16 protein-coding genes are annotated in these 17,958 nt (G+C 71.0%); 10 read left to right on the top strand and 6 right to left on the bottom strand.

Annotated features, from left to right (window positions below; translation table 11 throughout):
• The first annotated feature begins 92 nt into the window (after positions 1-92).
• The 4 genes from katG to ACFP2T_RS34305 all read left to right on the top strand — a co-directional run bounded on the left by katG (position 93) and on the right by ACFP2T_RS34305 (position 6,757).
• The gene (gene katG, locus ACFP2T_RS34320; protein WP_377429205.1) at positions 93-2,306 is read left to right on the top strand and encodes a catalase/peroxidase HPI; all 2,214 of its coding nucleotides are present in this window, start codon (positions 93-95) and stop codon (positions 2,304-2,306) included.
• Positions 2,307-2,487: 181 nt separating this feature from the next.
• Positions 2,488-4,347, top strand: coding sequence for a tetratricopeptide repeat protein (locus ACFP2T_RS34315; RefSeq protein ID WP_377429203.1), 1,860 nt, complete (start codon positions 2,488-2,490; stop codon positions 4,345-4,347).
• Positions 4,347-5,831, top strand: coding sequence for a sigma-70 family RNA polymerase sigma factor (locus tag ACFP2T_RS34310; protein ID WP_377429257.1), 1,485 nt, complete (start codon positions 4,347-4,349; stop codon positions 5,829-5,831). The genes ACFP2T_RS34315 and ACFP2T_RS34310 overlap by 1 nt, the downstream gene beginning before the upstream one ends.
• Before the next feature lie 146 nt (positions 5,832-5,977).
• A complete protein-coding gene (locus tag ACFP2T_RS34305; RefSeq protein WP_377429201.1) occupies positions 5,978-6,757 on the top strand; it encodes an SDR family NAD(P)-dependent oxidoreductase in 780 nt (259 codons plus the stop codon).
• 235 nt (positions 6,758-6,992) lie between these two features.
• Here ACFP2T_RS34305 and ACFP2T_RS34300 read toward each other — a convergent pair whose 3' ends face one another.
• On the bottom strand, positions 6,993-9,263 hold the full coding sequence (locus ACFP2T_RS34300; protein WP_377429199.1) for an ATP-binding cassette domain-containing protein: 2,271 nt from the start codon (positions 9,261-9,263) through the stop codon (positions 6,993-6,995).
• Positions 9,264-9,335: 72 nt separating this feature from the next.
• Entirely contained in the window at positions 9,336-9,764 is a 429-nt protein-coding gene (locus tag ACFP2T_RS34295; protein ID WP_377429197.1) for a hypothetical protein, read from the bottom strand.
• A gap of 84 nt (positions 9,765-9,848) precedes the next feature.
• On the opposite strand from ACFP2T_RS34295, the gene ACFP2T_RS34290 reads away from it, so the two are divergent.
• Together ACFP2T_RS34290 and ACFP2T_RS34285 are read left to right on the top strand one after the other, a co-directional pair.
• Positions 9,849-10,052, top strand: coding sequence for a hypothetical protein (locus tag ACFP2T_RS34290; RefSeq protein WP_192769804.1), 204 nt, complete (start codon positions 9,849-9,851; stop codon positions 10,050-10,052).
• An 80-nt stretch (positions 10,053-10,132) separates the two neighbouring features.
• Positions 10,133-11,467, top strand: a complete 1,335-nt coding sequence (locus ACFP2T_RS34285; RefSeq protein ID WP_377429195.1) for an exo-beta-N-acetylmuramidase NamZ family protein — start codon at positions 10,133-10,135, stop codon at positions 11,465-11,467.
• A gap of 10 nt (positions 11,468-11,477) precedes the next feature.
• On the opposite strand, the gene ACFP2T_RS34280 is transcribed toward ACFP2T_RS34285, so the two are convergent.
• Entirely contained in the window at positions 11,478-12,608 is a 1,131-nt protein-coding gene (locus ACFP2T_RS34280) for an SRPBCC domain-containing protein (RefSeq protein WP_377429193.1), read from the bottom strand.
• Between the two features lie 278 nt (positions 12,609-12,886).
• Between ACFP2T_RS34280 and ACFP2T_RS34275 the strand changes: the two genes are divergently transcribed.
• Positions 12,887-14,161, top strand: coding sequence for a hemolysin family protein (locus tag ACFP2T_RS34275; RefSeq protein WP_377429191.1), 1,275 nt, complete (start codon positions 12,887-12,889; stop codon positions 14,159-14,161).
• A 176-nt stretch (positions 14,162-14,337) separates the two neighbouring features.
• On the top strand, positions 14,338-14,517 hold the full coding sequence (locus ACFP2T_RS34270) for a hypothetical protein (RefSeq protein WP_377429189.1): 180 nt from the start codon (positions 14,338-14,340) through the stop codon (positions 14,515-14,517).
• Between the two features lie 17 nt (positions 14,518-14,534).
• Here ACFP2T_RS34270 and ACFP2T_RS34265 read toward each other — a convergent pair whose 3' ends face one another.
• Complete coding sequence (locus ACFP2T_RS34265; RefSeq protein ID WP_377429187.1) at positions 14,535-15,188, bottom strand: DNA glycosylase family protein; 654 nt, start codon at positions 15,186-15,188, stop codon at positions 14,535-14,537.
• Positions 15,189-15,399: 211 nt separating this feature from the next.
• Between ACFP2T_RS34265 and ACFP2T_RS34260 the strand changes: the two genes are divergently transcribed.
• Complete coding sequence (locus ACFP2T_RS34260) at positions 15,400-15,633, top strand: hypothetical protein (RefSeq protein ID WP_377429185.1); 234 nt, start codon at positions 15,400-15,402, stop codon at positions 15,631-15,633.
• 26 nt (positions 15,634-15,659) lie between these two features.
• Here ACFP2T_RS34260 and ACFP2T_RS34255 read toward each other — a convergent pair whose 3' ends face one another.
• Together ACFP2T_RS34255 and ACFP2T_RS34250 are read right to left on the bottom strand one after the other, a co-directional pair.
• Positions 15,660-16,217 (bottom strand): hypothetical protein, encoded by a 558-nt coding sequence (locus ACFP2T_RS34255; protein ID WP_377429183.1) that lies wholly within the window; start codon positions 16,215-16,217, stop codon positions 15,660-15,662.
• On the bottom strand, positions 16,214-16,423 hold the full coding sequence (locus ACFP2T_RS34250; protein WP_377429181.1) for a phosphatidylethanolamine-binding protein: 210 nt from the start codon (positions 16,421-16,423) through the stop codon (positions 16,214-16,216). The genes ACFP2T_RS34255 and ACFP2T_RS34250 overlap by 4 nt, the downstream gene beginning before the upstream one ends.
• A gap of 268 nt (positions 16,424-16,691) precedes the next feature.
• Between ACFP2T_RS34250 and ACFP2T_RS34245 the strand changes: the two genes are divergently transcribed.
• Positions 16,692-17,918 (top strand): XdhC family protein, encoded by a 1,227-nt coding sequence (locus tag ACFP2T_RS34245; RefSeq protein ID WP_377429179.1) that lies wholly within the window; start codon positions 16,692-16,694, stop codon positions 17,916-17,918.
• The last annotated feature ends 40 nt before the right edge of the window (positions 17,919-17,958 follow it).

Here is a 17,958-nt window from a genome sequence, read left to right as displayed (position 1 = left end):
AACGCTCGACACAACAGACCCGCACAGTCTTGGACCGAAGCAACCGACGGCAAGAGTAATCGGTCGACAGACCGAGACAAGGAAGGAAAGACGTGTCTGACAAGAAAGACGCGACCGAGAGCGTCAGCGAGAGCGAAAACCCCGCGATCCCCGCGCCAACTGTCAAGGCGACCCGGCCCAGGACCAACCGGGACTGGTGGCCGAACCAGCTGGACCTCTCGGTTCTCCACCAGCACTCGCCCCGGTCCAACCCTATGGGCGAGGACTTCGACTATGCGGAAGAGTTCAAGAAGCTCGACGTCGAGGCGCTCAGGCGGGACCTCTTCGAGCTGATGACGACGTCGCAGGACTGGTGGCCGGCCGACTACGGCCACTACGGGCCGCTCTTCATTCGGATGAGTTGGCACGCCGCGGGCACGTACCGTATCGCCGACGGCCGGGGTGGTGGCGGCAGCGGTTCGCAGCGGTTCGCGCCGCTCAACAGCTGGCCGGACAACGCGAGCCTGGACAAGGCGCGCCGGCTGCTCTGGCCGATCAAGCAGAAGTACGGTCGCAAGATCTCGTGGGCGGACCTGCTCGTCTTCGCCGGCAACTGCGCGTACGAGTCGATGGGGTTCAAGACCTTCGGGTTCGGGTTCGGCCGTGAGGACATCTGGGAGCCCGAGGAGATCTTCTGGGGGCCGGAGGACACCTGGCTCGGTGACGAGCGCTACAGCGGCGAGCGGGAGCTTTCCGGCCCGCTCGGCGCCGTACAGATGGGCCTGATCTACGTGAACCCGGAGGGGCCGGCCGGCCACCCGGACGCGTTGGCGTCCGCCCGGGACATCCGGGATACCTTCGGCCGGATGGCGATGAACGACGAGGAGACGGTGGCGCTGATCGTCGGCGGCCACACGGTCGGCAAGGCACACGGCGCCGTCGATCCGCAGTACCTCGGCCCGGAGCCGGAGGGCGCCCCCGTCGAGCAGCAGGGTCTCGGCTGGAAGAACTCCTACGGCAGCGGCAAGGGTGCCGACACGCTCACCAGCGGGTTGGAAGGCGCGTGGACCAAGGACCCGATCAAGTGGGACAACGGCTACCTCGACAACCTGTTTGGGTACGACTGGGAGCTGACGCAGAGCCCCGCCGGCGCGAAGCAGTGGAAGCCGAAGGACGCCTCGGCCGACGGCACCGTGCCGGACGCCCATGATCCGTCGAAGCGGCACGCTCCGATGATGCTGACGTCGGACCTGGCGCTGAAGATCGACCCGATCTACGAGCCGATCGCGCGGCGCTTCTGGCAGAACCCGGACCAGCTCGCGGAGGCGTTCGCCAAGGCGTGGTTCAAGCTGTTGCACCGCGACATGGGACCGGTTTCGCGTTACCTCGGTCCGTGGGTTCCGGAGCAGCAGCTGTGGCAGGACCCGATCCCCGCGGTGGACCACGAGCTGGTCACTGACGAGGATATCGCCGCCCTCAAGGGCAAGGTCCTCGAGTCGGGGCTGTCCGTCTCCCAGTTGGTCAGCACGGCCTGGGCCTCGGCGGCCAGCTTCCGCGCCACCGACAAGCGTGGCGGTGCCAACGGGGCGCGTATCCGCCTCGCGCCGCAGAAGGACTGGGAGGTCAACAACCCGGCCGAGCTGGCCACCGTGCTGCAGACGCTCGAACGGGTCCAGCAGGACTTCAACGCCGCACAGTCCGGCGGCAAGAAGGTGTCGCTCGCCGACCTGATCGTCCTGGCCGGATGCGCAGCGGTCGAGCAGGCGGCCAGGAACGCCGGGCACGACATCACGGTCCCGTTCGCGCCGGGTCGTACGGACGCGTCGCAGGAGCAGACCGACGTGGAGACGTTCGACGTACTCGAACCGAGGGCCGACGGGTTCCGCAACTACCTGCGCGCCGGGGAGAAGCTGTCGCCGGAGACCCTGCTGCTGGACCGGGCGTTCATGTTGAACCTGAGCGCGCCCGAGATGACGGTGCTGATCGGCGGCCTGCGGGCGTTGAACGTCAACGCCGGGCAGTCCTCGCACGGCGTCTTCACCGACCGGCCCGGGACGTTGACGAACGACTTCTTCCTGAACCTGCTCGACGTGCGCACCGAGTGGAAGACGGCCGAGTCGGCGGAGAACGTGTACGAGGGGCGGGATCGCTCCACGGGCGAGGTCAAGTGGACCGCCACCGCCGTCGACCTTGTTTTCGGTTCGCACTCCCAGCTCCGGGCCAACTCGGAGGTTTACGCGACCTCCGACGCGAGCGAGAAGTTCGTGCGTGACTTCGTGGCCGCGTGGGACAAGGTCATGAACCTCGATCGGTTCGACCTGGCCTGATTCCGACGTCCGGGTCGGCCGCCCATCGGCCGACCCGGACCGGCTGCCGGCAGCCAGGTGCCGGACGATGTGTTCCACGAGGCGGTGATCGGCAGCCTCTTCGCGTTCTCCGTCGGAGGTGGCCTGCCCGGCGCGACGCTGGTCGCGTCGCGTCGTCGGCGTGATCGGTTATCGTCCGTCGGTGACCTCCGAGGAGATCGACGCCGGGTACGGGCGAGCGGACCACCTGTGCGAGCTTGGACGGTGGACCGATGCCGAACGGGCGCTCGGCATCGTGCTCGGGGCCGACCCGGATCACCCTCAGGCGCTGGCCCGGCTCACCGAGGTGCTGGAGAACCTGGACCGTCCGGAAGAGGCGGCCGAGGTGGCGGAACGGCTGATCGAGGCCCATCCCGAGGATCCGACCGGATACCTCGCGCTCGCCGAGGCGCTCGTCCGTCAGGACGAGCATGCCGAGGCCGAGCCCCATGTGCGTGCCGCCCTCGATCTCGACCCCAGCGCCCCGGTCGCCTGGCAGCAGCTTGCCGAGGTCCTGTCTTATCTGCCGGAGCGCGGGGACGAGGCGGTGGCGGCGGCACGCCGAGCCGTCACGCTGGCTCCGGAGGACGCCGACATGCACGCCACGCTGGGCGATGCACTGCTGACGGCCTTCGGTGACGGTCCGGCGGCGGAAGCGGGCTACCTGACCGCGCTCGCGCTGGCGCCCGAGGACGGCGGCATCCGGCTCCGGCTCGGCCTCGCCCGGTTGCAGATCGGCCGGCTGGACGACGCCCGGGACGACTTCGTCGAGGGGCTGCGCCGGGAAGCGAGCCTGCGCCACGTGAGCACAGTGGGCATGACACTCCGGCTGCTCGGCGTGCCGGACCGGTACGCCGAGCTGTACGCCTCGGTCTGTGCCGCCATGGGCGAGCCTGCCACGGTGGATCGCACCGATCCTGAGGTGATCGAGGACCAACTCGACATGGCCGTCTGCTGGTGGGACAACGGTGCGCGCGCCGCGGCGCTGGAGGTGCTGGAACTGCTGGTCGACGCGAATCCGTACTCCGTCGAGGGGTTGGCCACGCTCGCCGAGTACCGGTTCGAGTCGGGGCGGCTCGACGACGCCCAGGTTCTTGCCGAGCGGGCGCTCGCGGTCGACCCGGACGCGCCGGCGGCATTGTTCGTGCTCGGGCTGGTGTGCGAGGCGCGTGGCGACGGCGCCGGGGCGGCGGACTGGTTCGAGCGGCTCCGGGCGCTTCCGGTGGACGCGGAGGACCGCGACTGGATGATGGAGTCGTTGGTCAACCACGGCATGGCGGGCCGCCATCCGGAGATGATCCTCTGGTACGAAGAGACGGCCACCACCGGTGCGGCCGCAGCGCCGGAGCCGGTGGCAGCACCGGTGCCGCCGCCGCTTCCGACCGGTGCCCTGGTGCGTCCGGCCATCGACGGCGAACCGACCGGGCGACTCGCCGCGATCAAGGCCAAGTTGGAGGTGCTGAAGCGACTCGAGGCCGAGCACGGCTTCGGTGTCGTCGTCGAGGAACCGGCGACGCTGGAGCGCATCCCGGAGCTTCCGTACGGCGTGGTGGAGGTGTTCAGTCTCTTTCGCCGGGTGGAGGGCACCTGTCTCCGGATCGAGCAACCCGTCGAGATCAACAGTCGGACCGCCTGGATCACCCGGCGCCGCGACCCACATGATCCACTGGGAAACCCGCTGGCGATCGGGCGGGTACGCCGTCCCACCCGCTTCTCCGACGTGGAGTTCGAAGACGGAAGCCCGATCCTGCTGGACGTCGAGGACGGCCGGGTCTTCGCCGTCGAGCCGGACGACTACGTGTTCTTCTACGAGCACCCCGCCGAAGACGTCGAGATCGGGTACCTCGGCACCGACGCCGTCGCCTTCTGCGACGACTACCTGCTTGGCGAGATGTATCCGCAGTTCGTGAAGAACATCATCGGGGTCGACGTCGGCACCGAACGGATCCGCAAGGGCCCGCACAAGGGTGAACTCGCCGACACCTGGATGCGGCTGCTCGTCAGCGCCGGCCTCGCCTCGTGATGTCGGAAGAGACCTGTCCGAGCTGTGGTGGACCGCTGCCGTCGCGGCCCGGCAGAACTGGCCGGACGGCGGTGTACTGCTCGGCGTCCTGCCGGCAGCGGGCGTACCGGGTCCGCCAGGCGTCGACAGGTGGCGCCCCCGAGCTGATCGGCGACATCCAGCGGCGGGCCCGGGAGTTGTCGCCACGGCCGCCCGAGGCGTTCTACTCCGACGTCCGGGACCTGTCGGATTCGGTGGGCCGGCTACGCCGTATCGCCCGTACCGCCCTCGACGCGGCGCGAATCGGTGCGGCCGGCAGCGAGCCGCTGGGAAACTCGGAAATCGTCACGCCGGCCGCCGTGACGAAATCGGCCGACATACCGGCGCCGACGCCCTCGCCGACGGGTGCCCGTGACGAAACCCCCGATGAAACCCGTGACGGAACCCGTGACGAAATCAGGGACGGTTCGGGCGAGGACGGCACCGGATCGGCTGCCGACCTGGTCGACGCCGTCCGCGCGGGGGACGAATGGACCTTCGCCGGCCTGGTGGAGCCGCATCGGCGCGAGTTGCAGGTGCACTGCTACCGGATGGTCGGCTCGTACGACGACGCCGAGGACCTCGTGCAGGAGACCCTGCTCCGGGCCTGGCGTGGGCGGCAGGACTTCGCCGGACGGGCCAGCCTCCGGGCCTGGTTGTACCGGATCGCCACCAACACCTGCCTGGACTTCCTGCGCCGCCACTCCCGGCGCCCCCGACGGTACGAGCCGGTGCCGGGGATGGAGCACGGCAGCGCCGAACCGCCGGCCCGGGTCACCTGGCTACAGCCGTACCCGGACGACCTGTTGGCGGAGGTGCCGTCCGGCGCGGCCGGGCCGGACGCCGCGGCGGTGTCCCGGGAGACGGTCGAGTTGGTCTTCCTGGCCGCGATCCAGCATCTGCCGCCCCGGCAGCGGGCCGTGCTGATCCTCCGGGACGTGCTCGGGATGCCGGCCGGGGAGACGGCGGAACTGCTGGACCTGAGCGTCGCCTCGGTGAACAGCGCCCTCCAGCGGGCCCGGCCGACGCTGCGCGGCCACCTGCCCCGGCAGCGGTCGCAGTGGAGCCGGCCGGCGCGGCCGACCGCCGAGGAGGAGGCGATCCTGCGGCGCTATCTGGCGGTCGCCGAGCGGGCCGACGTGCCCGCCATGGCCGCGATGCTCAGCGAGGACGCCCGGTTGACGATGCCGCCGAATCCGTTCTGGTTCGTCGGGCGTCGGGCGATCATCGATTTCGTCGCACCGGCCTTCGACTCCACCGCGCCCGGCTACGCAGGACGCTGGAAGATGCTGCCGACCCGGGCGAACCGGCAGCCGGCCGCGGCGGGCTACCTGCAACGGCCGGGTACGACGGTGTACCGGGCGCAGATGCTCGACGTGCTGCGGATCGAGGGCGGCCGGATCGTGGAGATCACCACCTTCGAGCCACACCTGTTCCCGGCCTTCGGCCTTCCGCTCACCGTCTGAGTGGGAGGCGGGCTGGTGCGGCCGATGAGTTTTCCGGATCCGGTACGTCTCAACCGGCGATCATTTCGCGTCCGTAACTCCGCAGGTGACGGCTGATACCGGTCGCGGCGTGGACGCGGGCGACTCGACACGCTGGAGGAAGAACCATGTTGCTGGAGAAGAAGAACGCCGTCATCTACGGCGGCGGTGGCGGGATCGGCAGCGCGGTCGCGGCAGCCTTCGCCCGGGAGGGGGCCACTGTCTTCCTGACCGGACGGACCGGAGAGACGCTCGACCGCGTGGCCGGGGCGATCCGGCAGGTCGGCGGTGCGGCAGAGGTGGACGTGCTCGACGCGTTCGACGAGTCGGCGGTCGAGGAACACGCCCGGTCGGTGGTCGCCCGCGCGGGCCGGATCGACGTGTCGCTGAACCTCGTGCCCCGGGGTGACGTGCAGGGCATCCCTCTGGTGGAGATGACGACGGCCGACCTGACCCGGGCGGTCACGAACGGGATCAGCACGAACTTCATCACCGCGCGGGCGGCCGCGCGACAGATGATCGGGCAGGGATCGGGAGTCATCCTCGCGCTGAACAGCGGGTCCGCGCACGGCAGCCCGATGATGGGCAGCACCGGTCCCGCCGACGCGGCGATCGACACGTTCATCCGCAACCTCGCCATGGAGGTCGGGCCACATGGCGTACGCGCGCTGGGGCTCTGGACGGCCGGGATTCCCGAGACGCTGACCGTGGAGAAGCTCTCCGCCGTGAACAGCAACCTGGACGAGTCGGCCCTGGCGGGCATCCTGGCTGGGCTGGACCAGGCTCGGATGACGCGCCGGTCGCCCCGGCTGGCCGAGGTGGCGGAGACGATCGCCTTCCTCGCCTCTGACCGGGCGGCCGGCATCACCGGCACCTTCGTCAACGTCACCAGCATGTTCCCGAGTTAGGGCGGCCCGTGTCGTGGTCGCACCACGCCTGGCCGGTCTGACCGGGCAGTGGTGGGCTCGGGAGGCGACGCGCGGGCCGCGTCCTGGGGCGCGACCCGCGAGCGGGCCTGGCGGCGACGTCAGGAGATTTTCACGTCGCTGTAGAAGAAGTACGCCTGGGCCTGGTCGTTCGGCGCCGGCCGCGACCTGAGGCAGCGGCCGGCGCCGAGGACGGAGGTGAGGACGGAGGACGGGCTCAGGCCGGGACGGCGGCGCCGACGTCCCGGCGGACGTACTCGGCGGTGTAGGAGTTCGTCGCGTCGAGCAGTTGCACCGGGGTCCCCTCGAACAGGATCGTGCCGCCCTGGCTGCCGCCCTCCGGGCCGAGGTCGATGATCCAGTCGGCGTTCTTGACGACGTCGAGGTTGTGCTCGATGACGACCACCGAGTTACCGCTGCTGACCAGCCGTTCGATGATGTCGAGCAGGTGCTGGATGTCGGACATGTGCAGCCCGGTGGTCGGCTCGTCCATCACGTAGATGGTGCCGCCCTTGTGCAGTTCGGTGGCGAGCTTGATGCGCTGGCACTCCCCACCGCTCAGCGTGCTCAGCGGCTGGCCGAGCTGGAGGTAGCCCAGGCCGACGTCGTTGACCGCCTGGAGGATCGTTCGCAGCTTCTTCTCCGGAAAGAACTCCAGCGCATCGGCGGCCGGCATCCGGAGTACGTCGCTGATCGACTTCCCGCGCAGCTTGTGTTCGAGTACGTCGTCACTGAACCGGCGACCCTCGCACACCTCGCACGTCGAGCGGAGCCCGTCCATGAACGCCAGGTCGGTGTAGATGACGCCCAGCCCCTGGCAGTTCGGGCAGGCGCCCTTGGAGTTGAAGCTGAACAGCGCGGCGGGTACGCCGTTGGCCTTGGAGAACAGTTGCCGGATCGGGTCGAGCAGCCCGGTGTAGGTGGCGGGGCTGGACCGGATCGAGGCGCCGACGGCGGACTGGTCGATCACGATCGCCTCGGGATGCTGGCTGACGAAGACGTTGTTGATCAGAGTGCTCTTGCCCGAGCCGGCGACCCCGGTGACCACCACGAGTACGCCGGTCGGGATGTCCACGCTGACGTTCTTCAGGTTGTGCACGTCGGCGGCGACGACCTTCAGATGCCCGGTCGGCTCGCGGTAGGTGGTCTTCAGCGGGAGCCGGTGTTCCAGGTACCGCCCGGTGGGGGTGTCGGCCGTGCGGAGTTCGGCGACCGTGCCGCCGAAGAGGACCTGACCGCCGCCGGCCCCGCCCTTCGGGCCGATGTCGATCACATGGTCGGCGATCTCGATGACGTCCCGGTCGTGCTCGACCACCAGCACGGTGTTGCCCTTGTCGCGCAGCTTGACGAGCAGCCGGTTGAGCCGCTCGACGTCGCGGGCGTGCAGGCCGACGCTGGGCTCGTCGAAGATGTACATCATGTCGATGAGGCTGCTGCTCAGGTGCCGCACCATCTTGATCCGCTGGGACTCGCCGCCGGAGAGGGTGTCCGTCGGCCGGTTGAGACTGAGGTAGCCCAGGCCGATGTCCACCAGGTTGCCGACCCGGTCCAGCAGGCTCTCCACCACCGTCGCACCCTGCGGGTCCGTGAAGGTCCGCAGCACCGCGACGAGTTCGGTCGCCTCCATCGCACAGAGCTGCGCGATGTTGTAGCCGTCGATCTCACTGCCCAGCGCCGCCTGGCTGAGCCGGTCGCCCTTGCAGAGCGGGCAGGTCTGCTCGGTGACGTACCGGAGGAAGACCTTGCGGTTGCGTTCGGACATCTCGGCGGCGTCCTTGCGGATGTACAGCCGGGTGAACTTGTTGACGGCGCCCTCGTAGGTGGAGTTGATCGTTGTGCCCTGCCACTCCAGCGGGACCTTGCCGTCGCCGTACAGCAGGGTCTGCCACTCCTGTTCGGAGTAGTCGGCGAGCGGCTTGTCCAGGTCGAAGTGGCCGGAGGCGGCGTACATCTTCCAGTACCAGCCGGTCTTGGCGAAGTCCGGATGCAGCAGGGCACCGTCGTTCAGCGACTTCGAGCGGTCGATGAAGGTGTCGAGGTCGAGCTGGACGGACTTGCCGAGGCCCTCGCACTCCGGGCACATGCCCTGCGGGTCGTTGAAGGAGAAGGCGTTGGAGAAGCCGACGTGTGGCTTGCCGACCCGGGAGAAGAGCAGGCGGAGCAGGGTGTAGATGTCGGTGATGGTGCCGACGGTCGACCGGGAGCCGCCGCCGAGCCGCTTCTGGTCCACCACGATGGCCGCCGAGAGATTCTCGATCGTGTCGACGTCAGGTTGCCCGTACCGGGGCAGGAAGTTCCGGGCGAACGCGGTGAACGTCTCGTTGAGCTGACGCTGTGCCTCGGCCGCGATGGTGTCGAAGACGATGGAGGACTTGCCGGACCCGGAGACGCCGGTGAAAGCCACCAACTGGCGTTTCGGCACCCGCAGCGAGACGTTCCTGAGGTTGTTCTCCCTGGCCCCGGTGATGACGATATCGTCGGCCGCCACGCGTTCCCCCTATTTCCGTATGGTGTACGACAACGAGCACCGTACACCATACGGGCCGGGTACGACGCGAGGTCAGGGCAGCAGCCAGGCCAGCACCCAGAGCGGGATCGAGAGCAGGTTGAGGACCCCGAGGGCGCCGGTCGGGCGGCGGCGCAGCGCGATCGGGATGGTCACGATGTTGAGCAGCTCCAGTGGCATCGTGACCTCGTCACACACCGGCTGGCACCACTGGTGGGTCCGGTGCCCCGCCGCGAACAGCGTGACGGCGTCCGCCGCGAAGTACGTCGTCGCGACGTCCCGGACCAGGTGGTAGACCGCGAAGAGCAGCAGCCCGGACAACACCAGCCGGGCGGCGTGGCGCCACATTCGACCCGTGCCCGTGCCCGTGCCCGCGTCCGCGTCTGTGCCCGCGTCCGCGTCTGTGCCCGCGTCCGCGTCTGTGCCCGTGCCCGTGTCCGTGTCCGGCGGACGCTCCGTCTGGTGGTCGGGCGAATCCGTCACGGTGGCGACGGTAGCGGGGCGTCGCTACCGAGGCTGCCAGGCGTTTGGCGACCGGGCCGGCGGTGCCTCGCCTAACTTGGGGACATGGACCCTTCGGCCGTGTGGCAGGACAAGAACCACCGCTGGCGGATCGAGGCGATTCGAGCCCCTGACCTGCGGTTCGCCATCTACGCCACCAACGGCACGACCGAGTCGGCACCGCTGTGGCTGTACGGGATGCCGGCGCTGGCCCGCTGGCTGATGATCCAGAACATCGAGCTGGGCGACCTCGAAGAGGTGGAGCTGTAGTTTTCCTTCTTGACCTTCCAATGTGGCGTAGGTAACTTCCGAGACGACCCCCTTCCCGAATCCCCGCCCCGGAGGCCGCCGTGCAACGCAGAAGGTTCCTCGCCAGCACCGCCGCCGTGAGCGCCCTCGGCGCGACGGCCGGCACCCTGGGCAGCGGCCCGGCGAACGCCGCACCGGATATCGACGCAGCGGACGGCCGATCCGGGCACGGTGGACACGGCCGTGGCGTCGACACCGGTCTCGACGTACTCGTCGACTCCCGATTCGCCGCGCTGGCCGGGCAGAAGGTGGGGGTGCTCTCCAACCCGACCGGGGTCGACGCGAAGTACCGGCACCTGGTGGACCTGATGCACGCCTCCGGCAGGGTGCAGCTGACCGCCGCGTTCGGGCCCGAACACGGCTTCCGGGGTTCCGCCCAGGCCGGCGGCAGCGAGGGGACCGGGATCGACGCCCGGACCGGGATCACGGTCTACGACGCGTACGGCGCCTCGCAGGCGAAGTGGGCCGAACTGATCACCCAGGCCGGCGTCGACACCGTGGTCTTCGACATCCAGGACGTCGGCGCCCGCTTCTACACCTACATCTGGACCCTGTACGACTCGATGGTCGCCGCCGCCCGGCTCGGCAAGCGGTACGTCGTACTCGACCGGCCGAACCCGATCGGCGGCCGGGCGTACGGGCCGATGATGACCACGCCGTTCACCTCGGGAGTCGGCAAGAAGGAGATCGTCCAGCAGCACGGCATGACGGTCGGCGAGCTGGCCCGGTTCTACAACGGTGAGTTCCTGCCGGCCGAGGCGGGCCGGCCGGTGGAGCTGACCGTGATCAAGTGTCGGGGCTGGCGGCGAAGCGAGTTCGCCGCCGACACCGGCGTGCCGTGGGTGCTGCCCAGCCCGAACATGCCGACCCCGGACACCGCGCTGGTCTACCCCGGCACCTGCATGTTCGAGGGGGTCGCGTCGATCACCGAGGGGCGCGGCACCACCCGTCCCTTCGAGCTGGTCGGCGGACTGGCCGACGATTTCGACTACCACTGGGTGGACCGGCTCGCCGCCCGGGACCTGCCGGGGGTCGAGTTCCGGGAGGCGTACTTCTCGCCGACCGCCGCCGGGCAGAAGCCGGACCTGCTCAACAAGCTCTGTGCCGGCGTGGAGGTCAAGGTCGTCGATCCGGCCCGGTTCGATCCGGTCCGTACCGGGGTGGCGATGCTGGTGGAGGCGCGGAAGTATCCGGCGTTCGCCTGGCGCGCGGACACCTGGGACGCGGCCCGGCCGTACTGGATCGACAAGCTGAGCGGCTCCACCCGGCTCCGTACCATGATCGATGCCGGCGCGGACGTGGCCGACGTGGTGGGCGCCTGGTCGGCGGAGCTGGCGGCGTTCGACCGCCGGCGCCGCCCCTACCTGCTCTACTGACGGCGCCGGTTCACAGGCCCTCGCACGGCCGGTCCTGCACGACGCAACTGGTGGGTTGCTTCTGGGTGAGGGTCGCGTCGCGTACCACCTCGAACTGGATCGTCGCCGACCGGTCGGCCGGCAGCGCGGCGCCGGTGAAGGTCACCCGCTCGTCCTCCTGGACGAAGCTCGCCCCGCTGGCCGTCGACACCTCGGCGCCCGCGGGGAGGGTGATCACCACCGTCCAGCTCCTCGCCGCCGCGTTGCCGCCGTTGGTGACGACCACCTCGCCCCGGTAACCGAGGAGCCCGGTGCGCAGCGTGGTGTACCGGGCGGCGAGGTCCGGCTGTCCCGGGTTCGCCGGACGCGCGGGCGGGGTCGTCGGCGTCCGGCGCGGCGTCGGCCGGGTGGACCTGCTCGGTGGGGCCGTGGCGGGGCCGGTCGTCGGGCTGCCGGCGGCCGGGCCGGCCGTGCCCGGACCGGTGGTCGGTGCGGGGCTGCCGACGGTGGCCACCGGCCCGGCGGAGCCGGACTCGGTCCGGCCGCGAGCCAGGCCGGCCACCACGACCACGGCGCCGACGGCGAGGGCCAGCACGGCGAGCCCGATGCCGAGCTTCCGCCGGGAGCGGCGGTCCGGCGCCGCACCGGCCGGGACGGCCCCGATGACCGCGGTGGCTTCCGGGAGGTCGACCTCCCGGAAGGCCAGCCAATCCAGTACGGCGGGCAGCCGGGTGTCGAGAAGCTGCTGGTACGCCTGCTCGCGGCGGTCCAGATCGGTTGGCCGCCATGGGTCGTCGATCCCGCTGTCCAGGAACGGGTCCTCGATCCCCGTGTCCCGGAACGGGTCCTCGGCGTCGCCGTGGGTCACCGTCAGCCGGCACCCCTCCGCCGTCGGGGTCAGCTCGCACACCACCTGGGTCGGCTGGCCGTCCTCGAGCCAGCGCACCACGATCCGATGTGGCGGGTCGAGTTCGACCAGCTCGACGGTGATCAGCTCGTCCAACTCGGGCAGGTCCGCCGGGCGCAGCTCGAACCGGCTGATCGACGAGGGTCGAGGTTCGACCGATCCGAACCACTTCGGCAGCAGCTCACGGTCGGTCAGGGCCCGCCACACCCGCTCGGGCGGGTGGCGCAGGTCGACGGTGGTCCGGATTTCGGTCACCGCGAGACTGTACGACTATCCGGTCGGCCGCAGGGTATGGCCCCGGACGCCGAGCCGCCCGGCCCGGCGCAGCCCCTGCGATGGACCGGTCTCGTCCGGCCGCGCGGCGTCCCGTCAGTCCCGTTTCCGCCACCGCCACCGCCACCCCGTCGGTCCTGTTTCCGGCACCGGCACCGGCCCTCGTCGGTCCTGTTTCCGGCACCGGCACCGGCAAACCGGCCCCTGGCCGGAAGGGCTGGGGTTAAGTGGCTTGCAGGGCAGTGGAGGGAGACGGCCGGGTGGGCGGGTACGGCGTGCAGGTCGTGCTGGTGCTGCTCCTCATCCTGCTCAACGCGATCTTCGCCGGCAGCGAGATGGCACTGGTCTCGTTGCGGGAGGGGCAGCTGCGCCAGCTCGGCCGGAAAGGGCGGCGGGGTGCCACCCTGGTCCGGCTGGTCCGTGATCCGAACCGGTTCCTGGCGACCACGCAGTTGGGGATCACCCTGGCCGGCTTCCTGGCCTCGGCCGCCGCGGCGGTGTCCCTGGCCAAGCCACTGCTGGGTCCGCTGGGTTTCCTCGGCCGCGCCGCCGAGCCGGTGGCGGTGGTGCTGGTGACCGCGGTGTTGACCTTCGCCACGCTGGTGCTCGGCGAACTTGCCCCGAAACGGCTCGCCATGCAGCGGGCGGAGCGCTGGGGTCTGCTGGTGGCCCGGCCGCTGGACCTGTTCGCGATGGTGTCCCGGCCGGCGGTGTGGCTGCTGAGCCGTACCACCAACCTGGTCGTCCGGATGCTGGGCGGCGACCCGCGGGCCGCCCGGGAGGAGGTGGACCGCGACGAGCTGCGGGAACAGATGCTCACCCAACGCAACTTCTCGGCTCAGCAGCGCGAGATCGTCAGCGGCGCCTTCGAGATCGCCGACCGTACGCTCCGGGAGATCCTGGTGCCCAGGGGAGCGGTGACGAGCCTGCCGGCGGAGCTGCCGATCGAGGAGGGACTGCGCCGGTTGGCCGACGCGGGCCTGTCCCGGGCGCCGGTGACCGGCCCGGACGGACTGGACGACGTGGTCGGCGTGGTGCACGTCCGGGACCTGGTCGGCGGCGGGCCGCTGGTGGGGGACCGGGTCCGGCCGGTCTGCTTCCTGCCGGAGATGCTGCAGGTCTCCGACGCCCTGCGGCAGATGCGCGCACAGCGTCAGCGGCTGGCGCTGGTGGTGGACGAGCGGGGTGCGACCGATGGCCTGATCACCATGGAGGACCTGTTGGAGGAGGTCGTCGGCGAGCTGTACGACGAGACGGACCGGGACGTGCAGACCGTCGTCCGGGAGGACGACGGGGCGTTGCTGGTGCCGGGCTCGTTCCCCCTGCACGACCTGCCGGATGTCGGTGTCCGGCTCGACCTGCCGCGATCGGGTGACTACACCACGGTCGCCGGGCTGGTGCTGGCCCGGCTCGGCCACATCCCGACCGCCCCGGGCGAGACGTTGCGGCTTCCCGGGATGACCGCGGAGGTGGTCGAGGTCGCCGGGCGCGCGATCCGGCTGGTCCGGCTGCGACCGGAGCCCGCCGAACGCTGAGCACTGATCCGTCCACCGCCCGGGTCCGTCTACCCACCGTCCGGGTCCATCCACCGTCCGGGACCGTCCACCGTCCGGGGTTCATCCACCGTCCGAGCCGATCACGCGTTCACCCGGATCGGGGGTGTGGGGCCGATCCGCTGCCGGAACCCCGTGCCGTAATTAGGGTAATTTGCGTGAAAAACAAGGGACTGCGGACCCTGCTGTCGGTCGGCGCCGCACTCGCCGTCATCTACTTCGGCAGCAGTGGCGAGGAGGGGGGTGGCGTCACCAACGCGGTGCTGCTGCTCGCGGTCGCGGCGGGCCTCACCGTCTGGTACCTGACCAGGCCCAGCACCGGCAAACCGGTGAGCTGACCGGCGGCGGACCCGATTCAGCGGGCACCCGCCGCCCTGGTCAACTCGCCGATCGACTGCTGACCGAGGGAGACCCGTACCAGCGCCGAGACCAGGCGGGGAAAATCGCCGCCGCCGACCAGTCTGGCCAGCTTGTCCGGGGTGGACGGCAATCCGAGCCGTTGCGCGGCACCGGCCGCCCTCCGGTCGGCGTACGGTCGTACGTCGGGCCACACCGCCTGCGCCTCCCGGAGGAAGATGTCCGCTCCGGTCGGCCCGATGCCGGGAAAGCCGGTCAGCAGCCGGCGGAGCGCGGAGTGGTCGCCGCCGGCCTCGTGGTGCAGCCGGCGCAGATCGCCGTGCCAGCGATCCAGGCACAACCGGGCACCGTCCCCCAGCATCGTCGCGGTGCGCTCGTCGTAGCGCCGGTAGTGGCCCCGACCCAGCGCGTCCACCCGGTCCTGCCAACTCGACGACACGGTCCCCTGCGGCGTACGGCAGCCGGCGGCGAAGAGCTCCCGGGCGGCGGCGACCGCGACGCCGGCCCGGATCCGGGTGCTGAGCAGCGTCGTGAGCAGCAACAGCTGATAGAGCGGACCCGGCCGGTCGGCCAGTCGGATCCCCGCCTCCTCGGCGTACGTACGCCCCTGTCGTTCCAGCAGCACCCGTACCAGGGCGCGTTCACGGTTCATGTACCCCGGTTACCCGCGCTGTCCGGAGCCGCACCGGGCCGGGCGGACCGAATGGCGCCACCCGCACCGGGTAATCGGCAGCGGGTGCCCGAGCGGTACGTGGCACCGGTGGAAACACCGGTCACGCCCCGAACCGGGGCACCCGAACCGGTCGGGACGCCTCCGGCCGGTAAGTCGGAACGATTGGCACCACGGTGGGAAGGGGACGGCGATGACGAACGTGCAGCAGCCGGAGATGCGCCGAAACGAGCGGACTCCCCTCGTACAGGACAGCAAGGGCCCGCGCCCGGGTGACCCGTCACGGGTCCGGGGTGGTGACGGCCGGCGGATCCCGCCCGAACAGGTCTCCCCGTACGGCCCGGCGGCCCGGCCGGTGGCCGAGGATCCCGACGAGCGGGCGGCCGGGCGGAGCCGGGCACGTCCGGTGGCGGGCGGCACCGAGTAACGACCGGGCGCCGGTGAATCCGACCCTCAATCGGGGTGGATGCGGGCCCGGAACGGTAACCGCCGGTTCGGGCGCCGTGCCCGGCCCAGCTGGTCGAGGGTTGCCACGGCGGCCATCCCGTACGCGAGGTGCGGCACGACGTCGGAGAGCCAGTCCGTCCTGCTCCAGCGGCGCGGATCGGTGACCCGGAGGACGGTCAGCATGCCGTCCGACGTCAGCATGGCGCCGGCCCCGAGGATCCCGGCCGCCACCGGACCGGGTAGGCGGCGCAGGCCGACCGTGGTGAGAGCGGCAGCACACGCGACGCCGACTGCGTAGCCGAGTAGGGGCCCGAGGCCCGAGCGGCGGTTCGCCGCCCGGTCCTCGGGCCCCAGACCGATGTGCAGTGCGTCGGTCAGCCGCCGGACACTCTCCTCCGGCGTACTGCTGGCGGGGCGGGCCCGGACCGTCATGTCCAGGTAGGTGACCACGTTCAGTGCGACACTGCCCACCGCGCCCGCGATCGCACCGTCCACCAGGTCGGTGACCTGAGCACCCGCTGCGTCCCGCCGTGTCGACCCGGAGACGGCGGCCAGGCTGATCATTTCGGCTCTCCGGGGCCGCGTTCGCCCTTCGGGCCGAGTCCACGTTCGCCCCGGACGAAGCCGGGACGCCGCTGCTCCTCCTGGAGGTACCGGTTCGCCGCCTCGTCCGCCTCCTTGTCGTTGGCGCGGCCCGAGTTCTCGATGCGCTTGCGTAGCCGTGCACGCTCGACGTCGTACGCGTTGCTTCCCGGTCGTGGTCCTGGCATGAGGCTGCCCCCGTCCGTCGTGTCGGCGCCGTACCCGGCTGGTCTACCCGCCCGGGTCCGGCCCATTCGCCGAGCCCGGTTCGTCCGGCGGTGGATGATCGGGGTCCGCGTAATCTCGCAGTGCGGGGCAAGGGTCGGCCGAGGGTAGTGATCGGACATATGGGACGATCTTCGGATGGCGTGAGGATGGCGGCAACGGGGAGAAACCGCTGCGGGTGGGCCGGAGCCGGCCCACCCGGCACGAGGGAACGGGTGCGGGTGAACGGCCATGCGTGACGTGCTTGACGAGCTGGACCGCTGGTGGCGGGCCGGCGAGCCGGTCGGGATGGCGACCGTGGTCGCCACCTGGCGTTCCGCGCCCCGCCAGGCGGGCGCCACCATGCTGGTCGGGCCGGACGGCGCGGCGGTCGGCAGTGTCTCCGGCGGCTGCGTCGAGGGGGCCGTCTACGACCTGACCCGCCAGGTGACCGCTACCGGCGTGCCGGCACTACAGCGGTACGGCGTGACCGACGACGACGCGTTCGCGATCGGCCTCACCTGCGGCGGCGTTCTCGACGTCTTCGTCGAGCGGGTGGATCCGACCGGATTCGGCGAGTTCGCCGAGGTGGCGGCGGCGATCCGGGCGGGCACCCCGGTGGCGGTGGTGACCGTCGTGTCGGCAGGGCAGGCGGACCCGGCCGGTCGGCTCGGGCGCCGGCTGGTGGTCTGGCCGGACCGGACGGCCGGCTCGCTCGGCGGGGACCGGTTGGACGCGGCGGCGACGGACGACGCCCGGGGGCTGCTGGCCGCCGGCCGCACCGGAACGCTCCGCTACGGGTACGACGGACAGCGTCGCGGCGACGACCTGCTGCTCTTCGTCGCGGCCTACGCCGCCCCGCCCCGGATGATCGTCTTCGGTGCGATCGACTTCGCGGCGGCCGTGGCCCGGGTCGGCGCGTTCCTCGGCTACCGGGTGACGGTCTGCGACGCCCGGCCCGTCTTCGCCACCAGCCGCCGGCTGCCCGACGCGCACGAGGTGGTGGTCGACTGGCCACACCGCTATCTGCGGGCCGAGGCGGACGCCGGACGGGTGGACGGCCGGACCGTCGTCTGCGTGCTGACCCACGATCCGAAGTTCGACGTTCCGGTGCTCGAGGTGGCGTTGCGGCTGCCGGTCAGCTACGTCGGCGCGATGGGTTCGCGGCGGACGCACGCGGACCGGCTCGCCCGGCTCCGCGCGGCCGGGCTCTCCGAGGCGGAACTCGGCCGGCTCGCCTCGCCGCTCGGCCTCGATCTGGGGGCCCGGACCCCGGAGGAGACCGCGGTCAGCATCGCCGCCGAGATCGTCGCTGCCCGGTGGGGCGGCAGCGGGAACCGGCTCTCCACGCTGGCGGGCCGGATCCACCACGAGGTCCCGCTCCAGCACGGCGAGGACCCGATGCCGCCCCAGCACAGCGAGGACCCGATGCGGCGGAGCGAGGCTCCGGCGGTCGGTGGCGGTCCCGTTGCCGGTTGACGGCGGGACCGCCACCGGAACGGTCCCGCCGGCAACCGAT

The sequence above is a fragment of the Plantactinospora solaniradicis genome, assembly GCF_042658085.1.
GTDB classification, from domain to species: domain Bacteria; phylum Actinomycetota; class Actinomycetes; order Mycobacteriales; family Micromonosporaceae; genus Plantactinospora; species Plantactinospora solaniradicis.
This window is presented reverse-complemented; position numbering and strand designations above follow the sequence as displayed.